This window comes from Glutamicibacter sp. NPDC087661 (assembly GCF_044743275.1).
Classification (GTDB): Bacteria; Actinomycetota; Actinomycetes; order Actinomycetales; family Micrococcaceae; genus Glutamicibacter.
Map to the genome: position 1 here is coordinate 312,243 of NZ_JBIUWE010000005.1, position 14,625 is coordinate 326,867.

The 14,625-nt window shown below is 65.3% G+C and carries 15 protein-coding genes; 14 read left to right on the forward strand and 1 reads right to left on the reverse strand.

Features of this window, described 5'->3' with window-relative positions:
• The first annotated feature begins 3 nt into the window (after positions 1 to 3).
• The 14 genes from ACIOTN_RS14895 (at position 4) to ACIOTN_RS14960 (ending at position 14,222) form a co-directional block, all read left to right on the forward strand.
• Complete coding sequence (locus tag ACIOTN_RS14895) at positions 4 to 1,299, forward strand: opine metallophore biosynthesis dehydrogenase (protein ID WP_402735583.1); 1,296 nt, start codon at positions 4 to 6, stop codon at positions 1,297 to 1,299.
• Positions 1,296 to 2,549, forward strand: coding sequence for an MFS transporter (locus ACIOTN_RS14900; protein WP_402735584.1), 1,254 nt, complete (start codon positions 1,296 to 1,298; stop codon positions 2,547 to 2,549). Before ACIOTN_RS14895 ends, ACIOTN_RS14900 begins: the two co-directional genes overlap by 4 nt.
• Positions 2,546 to 3,652, forward strand: a complete 1,107-nt coding sequence (locus tag ACIOTN_RS14905; protein ID WP_402735585.1) for a FecCD family ABC transporter permease — start codon at positions 2,546 to 2,548, stop codon at positions 3,650 to 3,652. The genes ACIOTN_RS14900 and ACIOTN_RS14905 overlap by 4 nt, the downstream gene beginning before the upstream one ends.
• Positions 3,653 to 3,682: 30 nt before the next feature.
• The gene (locus ACIOTN_RS14910; RefSeq protein WP_402735586.1) at positions 3,683 to 4,480 is read left to right on the forward strand and encodes an ABC transporter ATP-binding protein; all 798 of its coding nucleotides are present in this window, start codon (positions 3,683 to 3,685) and stop codon (positions 4,478 to 4,480) included.
• Between the two features lie 78 nt (positions 4,481 to 4,558).
• A complete protein-coding gene (gene mtr, locus ACIOTN_RS14915; protein WP_402735587.1) occupies positions 4,559 to 5,962 on the forward strand; it encodes a mycothione reductase in 1,404 nt (467 codons plus the stop codon).
• Between the two features lie 95 nt (positions 5,963 to 6,057).
• Positions 6,058 to 6,519 (forward strand): hypothetical protein, encoded by a 462-nt coding sequence (locus tag ACIOTN_RS14920; RefSeq protein WP_402735588.1) that lies wholly within the window; start codon positions 6,058 to 6,060, stop codon positions 6,517 to 6,519.
• 135 nt (positions 6,520 to 6,654) lie between these two features.
• Positions 6,655 to 6,906, forward strand: a complete 252-nt coding sequence (locus ACIOTN_RS14925) for a hypothetical protein (protein ID WP_105658172.1) — start codon at positions 6,655 to 6,657, stop codon at positions 6,904 to 6,906.
• Positions 6,907 to 7,003: 97 nt separating this feature from the next.
• Positions 7,004 to 9,994 carry a DNA translocase FtsK 4TM domain-containing protein gene (locus ACIOTN_RS14930; RefSeq protein WP_402735589.1) on the forward strand — a complete coding sequence of 997 codons (2,991 nt, stop codon included), beginning with the start codon at positions 7,004 to 7,006 and terminating at the stop codon, positions 9,992 to 9,994.
• A 5-nt stretch (positions 9,995 to 9,999) separates the two neighbouring features.
• Positions 10,000 to 10,602, forward strand: coding sequence for a CDP-diacylglycerol--glycerol-3-phosphate 3-phosphatidyltransferase (gene pgsA / locus ACIOTN_RS14935; RefSeq protein ID WP_402735590.1), 603 nt, complete (start codon positions 10,000 to 10,002; stop codon positions 10,600 to 10,602).
• A gap of 10 nt (positions 10,603 to 10,612) precedes the next feature.
• Positions 10,613 to 11,095: a CinA family protein gene (locus ACIOTN_RS14940; protein WP_105661877.1), complete on the forward strand. Its 483-nt coding sequence runs from the start codon at positions 10,613 to 10,615 to the stop codon at positions 11,093 to 11,095.
• A 196-nt stretch (positions 11,096 to 11,291) separates the two neighbouring features.
• Positions 11,292 to 11,705: a helix-turn-helix domain-containing protein gene (locus tag ACIOTN_RS14945; RefSeq protein WP_105658240.1), complete on the forward strand. Its 414-nt coding sequence runs from the start codon at positions 11,292 to 11,294 to the stop codon at positions 11,703 to 11,705.
• Positions 11,706 to 11,816: 111 nt separating this feature from the next.
• Positions 11,817 to 12,041, forward strand: coding sequence for a DUF3046 domain-containing protein (locus ACIOTN_RS14950; RefSeq protein ID WP_105658168.1), 225 nt, complete (start codon positions 11,817 to 11,819; stop codon positions 12,039 to 12,041).
• A 241-nt stretch (positions 12,042 to 12,282) separates the two neighbouring features.
• Positions 12,283 to 13,335: a recombinase RecA gene (gene recA / locus ACIOTN_RS14955; protein WP_105658167.1), complete on the forward strand. Its 1,053-nt coding sequence runs from the start codon at positions 12,283 to 12,285 to the stop codon at positions 13,333 to 13,335.
• A 98-nt stretch (positions 13,336 to 13,433) separates the two neighbouring features.
• Positions 13,434 to 14,222: a regulatory protein RecX gene (locus ACIOTN_RS14960; RefSeq protein ID WP_105658166.1), complete on the forward strand. Its 789-nt coding sequence runs from the start codon at positions 13,434 to 13,436 to the stop codon at positions 14,220 to 14,222.
• Here the strand turns inward: ACIOTN_RS14960 and ACIOTN_RS14965 are convergent.
• Positions 14,216 to 14,524 carry a hypothetical protein gene (locus ACIOTN_RS14965; RefSeq protein WP_402735591.1) on the reverse strand — a complete coding sequence of 103 codons (309 nt, stop codon included), beginning with the start codon at positions 14,522 to 14,524 and terminating at the stop codon, positions 14,216 to 14,218. The two genes, ACIOTN_RS14960 and ACIOTN_RS14965, sit on opposite strands and share 7 nt — an antisense overlap.
• Positions 14,525 to 14,625 lie beyond the last annotated feature (101 nt).

Consider the following 14,625-nt stretch of genomic DNA (forward strand, 5'->3'; position numbering starts at 1 on the left):
CCCATGGATGAACTGGGAAATATCCTCATTGCCGGAACCGGACCGGTTGCGGTGCAAAGCGCCGTGCTGCTCGGGGCGCTGCCCGGGGAACTGGGCATTGCCGGGCGCGCCTCGCAGCGCTGCGCCGCCTTCTTCGACGCGCTGGAGGCCAACGCCGGCACCGCCCGCGTCCAGGTGCAAAACCCCTCCCATGCCGCACTGGCCGGGCAGGTGCGCATCGAGCACCGCTACCGCGGCTACCAGCAGGTGCGCGGCGGCTGGGACACCCTGGTACTGGCGGCCACCGCCGACGCCTACCTGCCGGTGCTGCGCGAACTGCCGCCGGGGGTGCTCGCATCGCTGGCGCGGATCGTGCTGCTCTCGCCCACGCTGGGCTCGGCGGCACTGGTGCGCGAATTCGCCCGCCGCAGCGGCGCCGACCCGGAAATCATCAGCTTCTCCAGCTATCTGGGGGACACCCGGCAGGTGGAGGGGACCGGCGGAGCGCTGGTGCTGACCGCCGGCGCCAAGGCCCGCATCTACGCCGGCTCCACCGGCGTGGCCACGCCCGCGCTGCAGCGGCTGCGTGCGGTGCATGCCGCAGCCGGCACCGAAGTGCAGCTGGCGGGATCGCCGGTTGAAGCCGAGGCGCGGAACATGTCGCTGTACGTGCATCCGGCCCTGTTCTTCAACGAGCTGGCGCTGCGCGCGGTCTTCGCTCCCGCCCCGCCCGTCCAGTACGTCTACAAGCTCTATCCCGAAGGCCCGGTCACCCCGGCGCTGATCCACTCCATGGCCGAGGCCTGGCGGGAACTGTCGGCCATCACCGCCGCACTGGGCGGCCAGCCGGTCAACCTGCTGGCCTTCATGCTCGATGACGGGTATCCGGTGCACCCCCAGAGCATCGACCCGGGGAAAGCGGCCAGCTTCGAGCAGCTGCCGGCCATCGAGCAGGAGTACCTGCTCTACGTGCGCTACGCCTCGCTGCTCATCGACCCCTTCTCGCAGCCCGACGCGCAGGGCCGCTACTTCGACTTCTCGGCCATCGCCTTCCGCCCGGTCTTCCGCGATGACCAGGGCCAGTGGGATGTGCCGCGGATGCCCAAGGAAGACTACTACCGCACCAGGATCATCGCCGGCCTGGCCCGGGAACTGGCCGTGGCCTGCCCGATGATCGACACGCTGCTCGCCGCCTACGAAGACGCCCTGGTGCAAGCGGCCTCGGCCCGGGAGGGCCAGGGCTGCTCGCCGGCCTTCGCGGTGCAGGATTTCGCCGAGGACCTGGCCATGATCAGCGCCGGAATCGGGAGTGCGGCATGAGCCAGCCAGAAGTCGAAACAGCGCAGCAGCTGCCCAGCGAACGGCGCATCATCGCCGAGATCTGGCCGGCGCTGCTGGCCTCGGCGCTGGGCCTTTTGCCCTTCACGGTGCTGAGCACCTTCCTGGTGCCCATCGCCGACTGGGCCGGGGCCGGCTATGCCGAAACCGGCACCCTGCGCGGGCTGGCCGGCGTCGGCGCGGTGCTCGCCGGGGTTGCGCTGGCCCCGCTGATCGGGCGCATCGCCCCGGGCACCGTGGCCGCCGCGGCGCTGGGGCTGATGGGCGCCGCCGCCATCGCGGGGACCTTCTCGGGCCTGGCGGCACTGGCAGTTTTCTGCCTGGCCACCGGGGTGTCCAACGCGCTGCTCTACCCGGCGCTGTCAACCGCGGCCGCGGACCGCTTCGGCACCACCCCGGCCGCGGGCCGGGCAGCCACCTTGGTGATGACGGCCCAGACCCTGGCCTCCACGATCGGCGCGCCGCTGCTGGTGCTGCCGGCGATGTTCTGGGGCTGGCAGGGAAACCTGGTCGCCATCGCCGCCATCAGCATCGCCCTGATCCCGGCGGTGCTGCGCTACGGCCGCCGCGGCGCCGGGCACTGCGCGGCAGACCCGGCTCCGGCTCCAGCCCGGCTGGGCTACCTGGCTGCCTTCCGCACCCTGGCCGGCGTGCCCGGAGCCCGGGGGCTGCTGCTGGTCTCCTTCGGCCGCGCCGGCGCCTTCATGGGGCACCTGGCCTTCCTGGCCCCGCTGTACGCGGAGAAGTTCGCGCTGACCGCCAGCTGGTTCGCGTTCATCTGGTCGGTCAGCGGCGGGGCCTTCTTCCTGGGGCACCTGCTGGCCGGGCGGATGCTCAACGCCGGGGATTCGCAGCGGCGCACCCGTGCGGTGATGGTTTTCAGCCTGGGCATTTCGCTGGTGGCGCTGTTCGGCGTCTACCTCTCACCGGTGCTGCCGCTGGCGGTGGCCGGCACGGCGGTGCTTTCGGCCAGCCACGCGGTGGTCTCGGCCGCCGTGATGAGCCTGCTGGTGAGCCGTTGCACGCAGGTGCGCGGCACCGCGCTGAGCCTGAACGCGGCCGGCATGTCCCTGGGCCTGTTCCTGGGCACAGCAGCCTCCGGAGCGGCGCTGGCCGCCGCCGGATACCTGGCCGCCGCTGCCGTGCTTGGCGCATTGACCCTGATTGCGCTGGGTGCCGCACTGGGCCTGCGCACCGATTCCATTGGCGAAACCCCCGAAAGGCAGCCATGACCCCGTTGGAACCTATCGTGCGAGAACCCCGGGAACCGCTGGCCTGCGCCGGCGATGACCTGGACTATGACCGGCGGGCCCGGCACACGTGGCTGTGGATCGCCGGGCTGCTGGCCGTACTCGTGGCCACCTTGCCGGTGGCCGTAGGGCTCGGCCCGGTGTCCATCGAGCCGGGCACCGTGCTGCAGATCCTCAAGGCGCACCTTTCCGGGATGCCCGCACCTGGTGCATTCAGCGCCTCGGACCAGTCCATCGTCCTGCTGCTGCGCGTACCGCGGGTGCTGCTGGGTGCCGCCGTCGGGGCCGGGCTGGCCCTGGCCGGGGTGGCGCTGCAGGCGCTGACCCGCAACATCCTGGCCGAACCCTACCTGCTGGGCGTGACCTCCGGGGCATCCACGCTCTCGGCGGCCTCGATCCTCTTTGGCGCCACCGCCGGCATCGGCACGGCCTCGCTGGCGACGAGCGCCTTTGCCGGCGCGCTGGCCGCCGGGATCTTCGTCTACCTGCTGGCGCGGGTCGGTTCGGAGATGACGTCCACCCGGCTGGTGCTGGCCGGGGTGTCCGTGGGCTATGTGCTCCACGCGCTCACCTCGCTGCTGATCTTCGCTTCGGATGACCCCAATGCGGGCCGTTCGGTGCTCTTCTGGACGCTGGGTTCATTGGCGCAGGCAACCGGGCAATCGGCAATGATCACCTGGATCGTGGTGCTCGGGACCGCCACGCTGCTGGCCTATTGGTCGCGGCCGCTGGACGCGCTGGCCATCGGCGATGGCACCGCGCAAGCGCTGGGAATATCTCCGGCGAAGCTGCGTGCGGCCGTCATGGTGGTGACCGCGGTGTGCGTGGGCGCGCTGGTTGCGTCCTCCGGCGGCATCGGATTCGTCGGGCTGGTGATTCCGCACGTAGCCCGGCTGTGCGTCGGCTCCACGCACCGCACCCTGATTCCGGTAGCCGCCCTGCTCGGCGCGATCTTCCTGGTCTGGGCCGATGTGCTGGCCCGGACGGCCATGGCACCGCAGGAATTGCCGCTGGGAATCGTCACCGCATTGCTCGGCGCCCCGCTGCTGTTCGCGCTGGTTCGCAAGCTCAATGCGGCCCAATAGGAACCAAGGACCTGGAAGAAGGCAAGAACCATGATTACTGCTACAGATATTTCCGTGGGCTATGGCGGAAAGCTGGTCATTGAATCGGCGGGGCTGCAGGCAGGCCCCGGGGAAGTGGTGGGGCTGATCGGCCCCAACGGCAGCGGCAAATCCACCCTGCTGCGCACGCTCTATGCGGCGCTGCGGCCCACGGCAGGACTGGTGCTCGTGGACGAGCGCCCCGTCACCGAGCTGCGCGGCAACGACCTTGCTCGCAGGATTGCCGTCGTGGCCCAGGAAACGCCCACCGAGCTGCCGGTCAGTGTCGCCGAAATGGTGCTCCTGGGCAGGGCTCCGCACCGCAAGGCGCTGGCCGCCTTTGCCCGCGAGGACCACCAGGCAGTTGCCTCGGCATTGTCCCGGGTCGGCGCCCGGCACTTGGCCGACCGCCGCTACTCGACCCTGTCCGGCGGCGAAAAGCAGCGCGTGCTGGTTGCCCGGACACTGGCCCAGCAGGCCGAGCACCTGCTACTGGATGAACCCACCAACCACCTGGATATCCGCTACCAGCATGAGCTGCTGCGCATGGTCGGGGAACTGGGAACCACCACGGTGGTGGTGCTGCACGATTTGAACCTGGCCGCCCGCTACTGCAGCAAGCTGGTCATGCTGGCCAACGGCGGGGTCATCGCTTCGGGGACGCCCCAGGAGGTGCTGAAACCTGAACTTCTGCTGCAGGTCTACGGGATTCATGCGCAGCCGGTGCTCGTGAACGGCATCGTGCAACTGGTCTTCAGCCTGGCAGATGAGCCAGCACTGCAACATAGTGGCAGTTCAGTGCCCGGATGATAGCCTGCCCGGTAGGCAAGCAATGGCCAAGCGCCTGCCTGCCGTGCCCCAGCATTGACCGTGAAAGGTACCACTGCCATGACGTCTTCCGCCGCAATCGAGGCAGACAAGCACTACGATCTGATCATCCTCGGCACAGGTTCTGGCAACTCTATTCCGGGTCCAGAATTCGATGGAAAATCCATTGCCATCATCGAGAAGGGCGCTTTCGGCGGTACCTGCCTGAACGTCGGCTGCATCCCCACCAAGATGTATGTCTACGCCGCAGACGTCGCCCTGGAAACCAGGCAAGCAGCACGGCTGGGAATCGATGCCCAGGTCAATTCCGTGGACTGGCCAGGCATCGTGAGCAGGGTCTTCGATAAGCGCATCGATCCCATTGCCCAGGGCGGCGAAGACTACCGCCGTGGCGGGCAGACACCGAATATCGACGTCTACGACCAGCACGCGCGTTTTGTCGGCGAGCGCACGCTGCGTACCGGGCAGGGAACAGAAGCCAGGACCATCAGCGCGGACCAGATTGTCCTGGCCGCCGGGTCGCGCCCGTTTATTCCGCAGGAAATCATCGATTCGGGCGTAGCCTTCCACACCAACGAGGACATCATGCGCTTGGCCCGTCAGCCCAAGTCCATCGTGATCATCGGTGGCGGCTACATTGCCATGGAGTTCGCCCACGTTTTCGAAGCATTGGGCACCAAGGTCACCATCCTGGCCCGTTCCGAGCTCATGCGCCAGCTGGATGCCGATCTGCGCGGGCCATTCAACCAGATGGCCGCAGAACGCTATGACGTGCGCCAGGGCAGGAGCATGGTCAGCGCCGTGCAAGAGCCCGACGGGGTGAAGCTGACCCTGGATGACGGTTCCACCGCCAGTGCGGAGGTGCTGCTTGTGGCCACGGGGCGCATCCCAAATGGCGACCAGCTGGATCTGGACCGTGCCGGCATCGACTCCGAGGACGGCCGGGTCAGCGTGGATGAGTACGGCCGTTCGACATCTGCCGAGGGCATCTGGGCGCTGGGCGATATTTCCTCGCCCTTCCTGCTCAAGCATGTGGCCAACGCGGAAATGCGCGCGGTACGCCATAACCTGCTGAACCCGCAGAACATGAAGCAGATGCCCCATGAGCACGTGCCGGCGGCGGTCTTCACCCACCCGCAGATCGCCTACGTCGGCATGACCGAGGACGAAGCCCGCGAGGCAGGCCATGACATTACCGCCAAGGTGCAGAAGTACGGGGATGTGGCCTACGGCTGGGCGATGGAAGACAGCACCGGTATCGCCAAGCTCATCGCTGACCGGGAAACCGGCAAGCTGCTGGGCGCGCACTACATGGGACCGCAGGCTTCAACGCTGATCCAGCAGATGATTACGGTGATGGCCTTCGGGCTGGATGTGCGCGAGGTCGCCACGCAGCAGTACTGGATCCACCCGGCCTTGCCGGAGGTCACCGAGAACGCATTGCTCGGCCTGGACTTCTCCTAGCGGCGGTTTTTCGGACCGGCGGCGAACGGATGATAGCTGGCAGCAGAACCCGAAAGGCAGTAGCAAATAGCGCCTGTTCGTCCTAGGGTGGAGCCATGAATGGGAAAACTTCAAGGACCGTGGCCTCGATGACCCGAAGCATGTTCGCGATCGCTGCCGGGGCAGGCATGGTCCTGGGGATGCTGGCGGTGCTCTGGATGTTCTGGCCGATCCGCGAGAACGGCTATGGCGGCAGCCTGGGCGATCTGGGCCTCCCGCTGGCATACGGCGCGGTTGCCGGAGTGCTGATGGGGCTTGTCTGCTGCAGCGGTGCGTATGCGGCCATTGAGATCCAGGCCATGGGGAACCAGCCGGCCACGGCAGCCAGGCAATCGGCCGCTGCCGGAATCGGCGCGGTCCTCGCGGCACTGCTTCCGGCGTTGGCCATAGCCGCGCTGGGCCTGGGCGAAATCGATCCGGCCCCGTTCCTGGGCACGGCCCTGGGGTTCCTGGCAGTGTGCTTTGCCTCGGGCTTCGCTATCCTGGCTGGGCTCAACCGCTGCGCGGCCCGCGGCTGAGGCCATCCGGGCTCCGCGGCCAGGCGCTGGCTGGATCTTGGCTGGACGCCGCTGGCAGTGCAGGGCGTGCTGTGGCACTTTTGGAAGCGGGCGCTTGGCCCAAGCGCCGGGGACGAAAGCAGACCAGGAGTGCAAATGAAGTTCAAGAGCCATCTCGCCGCATGCGCCGTGGCCGGCCTGCTGGCCGGGGCGGTGGGGCTGGCCGGAATTCCGGGGGCCCACGCCAGCGGCACGACCTACACCCAAGAGGTCTCCAGCGCCGCTACCTGCGCCATGATGGAAACCGCCACGGTGGATGCCTTCAAGGCGTCCGGGTACGAAGTCGGCAGCCACGCCTGCCTGGAAGGCAATGGCCGCTACACCCTGGTGATCGAGTACTCGCAATAGTTCCCGGGCGCCACGTGACGATTATCTAGCTGCTGGCGCACCCCGTGCAGACGTGTAAATTCGGGGCGCATCCAGCCGGGGGCGATACCCTTGGAGTATGGCCCCACGTACCCAGTCTCAGGGGACGAAGAAGACCGCGGCGCGCAAACCCAAGGCGCCTGGCTCCTCGTCCTCCAAGAAAACGCCCGAGAACCCGGATGCGGAACTCGCCCTGCCGCTGCGCGCAATACGCAGCGTGTGGATGGGCATTGCCCGGATCTTCGGCGGCGCATTCCGCCGCATCGGCGGAACCGTCAAGCCTGACTACGAGCTGCGCCGCGACGGCACCGGACTGTTCCTCGCGCTGATCTCGATGATCGTCGCGATCATCGAATGGTGGGGCCTGCGCGATGCGGGCTGGTTCGGCACCGGCGTGCACGCGGTCGCCGGCGGCACCCTGGGCTTCATGGCCGTGCTGCTGCCGGTGATCTTGTTCATCGGCGCCTTCCGGCTCTTCCGCTACCCGGAGGCGGTCACCGCGAACAACCGCATCGGCATCGGCCTGCTGATCATGACGCTCTCCGGCTCGTCCATCGCCTCGCTGGCCAACGGCTCGCCAGCGGTCTCCGACGATTTCCAGGCACTCTGGAATGCCGGCGGCATGGCCGGTTCCATCCTGGGCACCCCGCTGGGCCTGCTGATCTCGGTCCCGGGCGCCATGGCCGTGTTCATCTTCCTGGTGGTCATGTCCATCCTGATTGTCACCGCCACGCCATTTACGCAGATCCCTTCGCGCGTGCGTTCGGGCTACAACCGCCTGCTGGGCCAGGACCCGGATGCACCCCGTGCCACCCGACCCACGGCCGCAGTGGAACTTGATCCAGCCGGCGAGGACCATAACCAGTCCTACCTCTACCCGCAGGACGAGGCTCCGGCCCCCGCTGCCAGGAAGAAGAAGCCCGGCTTCTTCGAACGCCGGGCCGCGGCCGCCCGCAAGGTCACCGAGGTCTACGACGTGGACGGCGGCGAGCACGCTGAACGCCCCGGCGATGTCGCCTACGACAAGGCGGTCATCGGCCAGGATGATCCTGCCGAGCAGTCCACCGGCGCGATGCCTGCCGTCAACCGCAACTCCGGCAAGATCTTCGACGCCGACGAGGCCGCCACCCAGGCCATCGCCCGCCCGGACTTCGAGTCCGCCGCCGCCCCGGCCCAGGAAGACACCGCCACGGTGGCCATCCCGAAGCCCTCCGGTCCTCCGCCAGGGGTCAAGCGCCCGACCAAGGCCGAATCCGAGATGGCCGAGATCATGGCCAATATCGGGCTGAAGGCCGAACCCGAGGCCACCACCTCCGCGATGGACCAGGTCTCCTCGCGCGCCGCCGGGCTCGCCGCATCCCCGCAGGCCCCGATCCCCGCGCGCAGCGAGCAGCTGCAGCTCTCCGGCGATGTCACCTACACCCTGCCCGAGGAGCACTACCTTCCTGCCGGCCCGCCGGCCAAGGAAGCCTCCGAGGCCAACCAGGTGGTGGTCGATGCGCTGACCAACACCCTGCAGCAGTTCAAGGTCGACGCCAAGGTCACCGGGTTCTCCCGCGGGCCCACGGTGACCCGCTACGAGATCGAGCTGGCCCCGGGCACCAAGGTGGAGAAGGTCACCGCGCTGTCCAAGAACATCTCCTATGCGGTGGCTTCCTCGGATGTGCGCATCCTCTCGCCGATTCCGGGCAAGTCCGCCATCGGCATCGAGATCCCGAACACCGACAAGGAAGTCGTGGCGCTGGGCGATGTGCTGCGCAGCTCCAATGCCCGCAAGACCGAGCACCCGATGGTGATGGGCGTGGGCAAGGACGTGGAAGGCGGCTTCGTCGTGGCCAACCTGGCCAAGATGCCGCACCTGTTGGTGGCAGGCGCCACCGGCGCGGGCAAGTCCTCGTTCGTGAACTCGATGATCACCTCGATCCTGATGCGCTCCACCCCGGACGAGGTGCGCATGGTCATGGTCGACCCCAAGCGCGTGGAGCTGACCGCCTACGAAGGCGTGCCGCACCTGATCACCCCGATCATCACCAACCCGAAGAAGGCCGCCGAGGCACTGGGCTGGGTGGTCCGCGAAATGGACACCCGCTACGACGATCTGGCCAACTTCGGTTTCAAGCACATCGACGACTTCAACAAGGCGGTCAAGGCCGGCAAGGTGCACCCTCCGGAGGGTTCCAAGCGCGTGCTCAAGCCCTACCCGTACCTGCTGGTGATCGTCGATGAGCTCGCCGACTTGATGATGGTCGCCCCGCGCGATGTCGAAGAGTCGATCGTGCGCATCACCCAGCTGGCGCGTGCTGCCGGCATCCACTTGGTGCTGGCCACCCAGCGCCCCTCGGTGGATGTGGTCACCGGCTTGATCAAGGCCAACGTGCCCTCGCGCATGGCCTTCGCGACCTCATCGGTCACCGACTCCCGTGTGGTCCTGGACCAGCCCGGGGCCGAGAAGCTGCTGGGCCAGGGCGACGCCCTGTTCCTGCCGATGGGCACCTCCAAGCCGATGCGCGTGCAGGGCGCCTGGGTGACCGAATCCGAAATCCACCGCGTGGTCGAGCACGTCAAGAGCCAGCTGAAGCCCGAGTACCGGGAAGACGTGATCCCGGCTGCCGAGAAGAAGAAGCAGATCGATGAGGACATCGGAGACGATCTGGATCTGCTGCTGCAGGCTACCGAGCTCGTGGTCACCAGCCAGTTCGGCTCCACCTCGATGCTGCAGCGCAAGCTGCGCGTGGGTTTCGCCAAGGCCGGACGCCTGATGGACCTGATGGAATCGCGGGGCGTGGTCGGCCCTTCCGAGGGCTCCAAGGCCCGCGATGTGCTGATCCAGCCCGATGACCTGCCCATGGTCCTGGCCGCGATGCGCGGCGATGACCCGGCGACCAGCACCCCGTCGGCCACCGAGGCCGCGCTGGTGGCCGAAGCCAACGTGAACCACGCCGAGCCGGTCACCGACTATGCCGAGGACCTGGTTGCCAAGGATCTGGATGATCGCCCGCAAGCCGTCGACTACTTCGATGGCTCCGACGAACCTGGCGAAGACGCCTGGGACCTGACAGGAAGAAACTGAAACCCATGAGCGAGCAAGCTGGCCGCAGTGCCCAGCCACCGGTACCGACGCTGAATATCGCCAACGTGCTCACTACCATCCGCATCATCATGGTGCCTTTCTTCGTCTGGTCCCTGATGGCCGATAACCACGAGCAAGGCCTGTGGCGCTGGGTCGCGCTGGGACTTTTCGTGGTGGCCATGTACACCGACAAGCTCGACGGGGACCTGGCGCGCAGCCGCGGGCTGGTAACCAACTTCGGCAAGATCGCGGACCCGATCGCCGACAAGCTGCTCACCGGTTCGGCGCTGGTTTGCTTCTCGATCCTGGCCGAGCTGCCTTGGTGGGTCACGATCGTGATCCTGGCGCGCGAATGGGGCATCACCTTGCTGCGCGTGGTGGTCATCCGCTACGGCGTGATTGCCGCGAATATGGGCGGCAAGATCAAGACCGTGTTGCAGGCCATCGTGATCGGCCTGTACCTGCTGCCCTACACCCACACCATTGACTGGCTGGGCACCGTGGCGTGGTACCTGATGCTGCTGACCCTGGCCGTCACCGTGGTCACCGGACTGGAATACCTGGTCAAGGCCGGCCAGCTGGCAGCCGCGGCCAAGAAGCAGAAGTAGGGCCGGCACCATGAAGCCCCAGGCACCCGAGGTGATCGCCAAGGCCATTGAAGGCGATGTGCAGCTGGCTACGGCCGAATCGCTGACCGCTGGCATGATTGCCGCGCGCCTGGCCGAGGTGCCCGGCGCCTCGGCGGTGCTGCGCGGGGGAGTTGTCAGCTATTCCTCGGCGGTGAAGTCATCGCTGCTGGGCGTCGACGAGATGCTGCTTGCCTCCAACGGATCGGTGGATCCCGAGGTTGCCCGGCAGATGGCCGTAGGGGCGCAGCGTGCCTGCGGTGCAGACGCGGCGATTTCTGCAACCGGGGTCGCTGGACCGGACCCGCACGATGGCAAGGCGGTGGGAACCGTGTATATTGGGTGGGCCATGGGCGCTGACTCGGGTTCCGAAGTCCACCACTTCGTGGGAGACCGGGCACAGATCCGCGAGCAGAGCACCCTGGCGGCACTTCACCAGTTCGCTGCCATCTTGGATAAAGCTTCTTCACAGTAAGACGCGAAATACTCTTCTTCCCGAGATGTTACGCAAAAATCACGGCATATGTGGCGTAGGTCGCATTTAAGTGATTAGGGTGAATGTACGGGAACAAAATCGTATGACCTGTCGTTGTACGAATTGCAGGGCCGCAAGGATGGCCCCCGTATTTGATTAGATCTTCGAGATGGACCTAGGAGCAGAGGCTAAATTCATGGTCAAGCAACCCGTAACTGTCAATGGTGTCGTCCGTTGGCGCGATATGGGAGAAGCCCATATGGTCCAGCCCGAGAAGGAGGAGCACAAAATGGTAGTACTCCGTCATGAAATCGGCGATGTTCTGCGCGACGTCCGTCAGCGCCAGGGACGTACCCTTCGCGAGGTTTCGCATAGCGCACGTGTTTCCCTTGGCTACCTGTCCGAGGTTGAGCGTGGCCAGAAGGAAGCCTCTTCGGAGCTGCTCTCCTCGATCTGCGTGGCGCTGGAAATCCCATTGTCCCTGATGCTCCGTGAAGTATCCGAGCGCGTTGCCCTGGCAGAGGGCATTGCTATCCCGGATACCGTCCCTACGGATATGGCCAACGAGTTTGCGGCCAAGAGCGGCAACAAGCCATTGGCCTCGGTCTAGAACCAAATTTTTTAGGGCTACCGCTACTCAGTAATCGAGACTGCCGGCAGCCGTGCAAGGAGCCTGCGCGAAATGCGTGGGCTCCTTGCCTATGCGTGGGAGAATAATTAGGTGAAAATCAGCGATTTCTGGCGCAACATGGAAAACGAGTTCGGCGCGCGGTACTCCCACGTGCTGGCCGATTCCATGGCCCTTACCGAACTTGGCAGCCTTACCGCCGCGCAGGCGCTGGACAAGGGCATCAAGCCCAAGCAGATTTGGGAAGCCCTGTGCAAGGCGCAAGACATTCCGGCCGAACGCTGGCTTGGCGTGGATATCGAGCCGAAGGAATCGTAGCGACTCCGTTCGAAAGTCCCGGCACTGGATCTTCGAACATGCCGTGTTGAATTTCGAACACCTGTTCGGATAGGGTTATCCTAGAAGCAACGCAGGAAACTGCACCAAGAACTTAAGCACTGAGACTGTCCACACTTGAGGGCTATCGGAGTCCAAAGTGTCGGTGGGCAAGCATACTGTCTATTGCAGGACAAAATTCATGAGCAAGTACGTAGCAGGCTTGCAAGAGCAAAGGTGAACCATGGCAGCAAAAAATGATCGGGAAAAGGCGCTAGAGGCTGTCCTGGGCCAAATCGACAAGGCCTACGGCAAGGGCTCGGTCATGCGCCTGGGCGATGAAACCCGTGCACCCATTGAAGTAATTCCTACCGGTTCGGTTGCCTTGGATGTCGCCCTTGGCATTGGCGGCCTGCCACGCGGCCGCGTGGTTGAAATCTACGGCCCTGAGTCCTCGGGTAAAACCACGGTTGCCCTGCATGCAGTCGCCAGCGCGCAGAAGGCCGGCGGCGTTGCGGCTTTCATCGATGCTGAGCACGCGCTTGATCCGGAATACGCCAAGAAGCTGGGCGTCGACACCGACGCACTGCTGGTCTCCCAGCCGGATACCGGCGAGCAGGCTCTGGAAATCATGGATATGCTCGTGGGCTCCGGCGCGCTGGATATCATCGTCATCGACTCCGTGGCAGCGCTGGTTCCACGTGCCGAAATCGAAGGCGAAATGGGTGACAGCCATGTCGGCCTGCAGGCCCGCTTGATGTCCCAGGCTCTGCGCAAGATCACCGGCCGCCTCTCGGCCTCGAAGACTACCGCAATCTTCATCAACCAGCTGCGTGAAAAGATTGGCGTCTTCTTCGGCAGCCCGGAAACCACCACTGGCGGCAAGGCGCTGAAGTTCTACGCTTCGGTCCGCATCGACATCCGCCGCATTGAGACCCTGAAAGAGGGCACCAATGCGGTCGGCAACCGCACCCGCTGCAAGGTCGTCAAGAACAAGATGGCTCCTCCTTTCAAGCAGGCTGAATTCGACATCCTGTACGGCCACGGCATCTCCCGCGAAGGTTCGCTCATCGATATGGGTGTCGAGCATAACCTGGTCAAGAAGTCCGGTGCCTGGTTCACCTACGACGGGGACCAGCTGGGCCAGGGCAAGGAAAACGCCCGCCGCTTCCTGCGCGACAACCCGGATCTGGCCGACGAACTCGAGCGCCAGATCTTGCAGAAGCTCGGCGTTCTGCCACAGGAAGAAGTTGAAGAAGACGAGACCGAACTGCGAGTCGTCGAGGGCGATAAGTAGTGGCCCCAGGCTTCCAGCGACGTAGCGTCCGACCCGGAAAGAATTCCGGGTCGGACGCTACGTCCGTTTCCAAAGAGTTCCAGGGGGATCCCGAGGACATGCCGGACTGGGCAAAACCCAGCCCGGAAGAAGTGGAAGCACAAGCGGCTGAGGAATCAGCTAGGCGGGAACGCGCCGCCCGGCGCGCCGCAACCCCAGCCATGCCAGCGGGCAGCACCTCCCGCACCATTGCCAGCTTCCCGGAGGAATCCAGGAAACCGGGCAGTGTTGAAGAGCTGCGTGCGGCGATGGAACAGATTGTTGCCGCGCCCGCACCGGCCAAACCCTCGAAGCAGGAACGCCGCGAAGCACGCGAAGCGAGAAAAGCGGCGCGCGAAGCCGGGGAGCCCGAAGAGCTCAGCGATGACCAGTGGCGGGAAAAGGCGCGTGGCATTTTGCTGCGCCAGCTCACAGCCAGCGACAAGACCGCGAAACAGCTCAAGGACAAGCTTCTTGACAACCAATGCCCTGAGGATATCGCTGATGAAGTCATCGACCGGTATGCCGAGATCAATCTCGTTGATGATGAACGCTTTGCGAAGTCGTGGGTAGTTGCCCGCGCGCGCTCGCGCGGTTTGGCCCGTGGGGCGATCAAGCGCGAGCTGCGCACCAAGGGCGTAGACGATGAACTGGCCGCTGAAGCGCTTGAGCAGATTGATGATGAGGCCGAGGAGCAGCGGGCCCGTGAACTGGTTCGCGCGAAACTGCGCCCGGAATCCATGGGCGCAGATCGGGATAGGGCATTACGCCGACTAGTAGGGATGCTGGGGCGTAAAGGCTACAACGGCGGCTTGGCCTTCAAGGTCGCGCGCGAAGAATGGGAAGAGCGCTTCGGTAGCCGCTACTGATTGCGCTTCGGATCCTGGGCAGGTGCTTTGCTGCGGCGTCCAAGCCAATCGTCAATGCCCTGGTATGCCCACAGGATCAAGGCGGCGATCCCGGCAAGCACCGAGCCAACACCGATATTGAACAGCAGGTCATCGGTCTCGTGGTCCATCGGCGGGAGGAGGCCGATGGCGATCGGGATGGCGAAAAGGAAAAGTGCGGATATTCCGACCATCCAGATATGGAAGACCTTCATGCCGCGTGACAAGCGCAATGGGCGGGATTTCTCGGGTTCCGGTTGTGGGCGGGGTGAATGGTTTTCCACGGAAATCTCTCTCATAGGCCGAATTGGCTAGTTGATAGTCTAATTCAATCCTAACCCTTCCGAGGGAAGCGGTGAATCCGGCGATTAGCGGGCACGCGCTG

Bases quoted from the DNA above. Each gene is read 5' to 3' on its own strand.
- ACIOTN_RS14895 (WP_402735583.1), top strand. From the start codon at position 4: ATGGATGAACTGGGAAATATCCTCATTGCCGGAACCGGACCGGTTGCG.
- ACIOTN_RS14900 (WP_402735584.1), top strand. From the start codon at position 1,296: ATGAGCCAGCCAGAAGTCGAAACAGCGCAGCAGCTGCCCAGCGAACGG.
- ACIOTN_RS14905 (WP_402735585.1), top strand. From the start codon at position 2,546: ATGACCCCGTTGGAACCTATCGTGCGAGAACCCCGGGAACCGCTGGCC.
- ACIOTN_RS14910 (WP_402735586.1), top strand. From the start codon at position 3,683: ATGATTACTGCTACAGATATTTCCGTGGGCTATGGCGGAAAGCTGGTC.
- mtr (WP_402735587.1), top strand. From the start codon at position 4,559: ATGACGTCTTCCGCCGCAATCGAGGCAGACAAGCACTACGATCTGATC.
- ACIOTN_RS14920 (WP_402735588.1), top strand. From the start codon at position 6,058: ATGAATGGGAAAACTTCAAGGACCGTGGCCTCGATGACCCGAAGCATG.
- ACIOTN_RS14925 (WP_105658172.1), top strand. From the start codon at position 6,655: ATGAAGTTCAAGAGCCATCTCGCCGCATGCGCCGTGGCCGGCCTGCTG.
- ACIOTN_RS14930 (WP_402735589.1), top strand. From the start codon at position 7,004: ATGGCCCCACGTACCCAGTCTCAGGGGACGAAGAAGACCGCGGCGCGC.
- pgsA (WP_402735590.1), top strand. From the start codon at position 10,000: ATGAGCGAGCAAGCTGGCCGCAGTGCCCAGCCACCGGTACCGACGCTG.
- ACIOTN_RS14940 (WP_105661877.1), top strand. From the start codon at position 10,613: ATGAAGCCCCAGGCACCCGAGGTGATCGCCAAGGCCATTGAAGGCGAT.
- ACIOTN_RS14945 (WP_105658240.1), top strand. From the start codon at position 11,292: ATGGTCAAGCAACCCGTAACTGTCAATGGTGTCGTCCGTTGGCGCGAT.
- recA (WP_105658167.1), top strand. From the start codon at position 12,283: ATGGCAGCAAAAAATGATCGGGAAAAGGCGCTAGAGGCTGTCCTGGGC.
- ACIOTN_RS14960 (WP_105658166.1), top strand. From the start codon at position 13,434: ATGCCGGACTGGGCAAAACCCAGCCCGGAAGAAGTGGAAGCACAAGCG.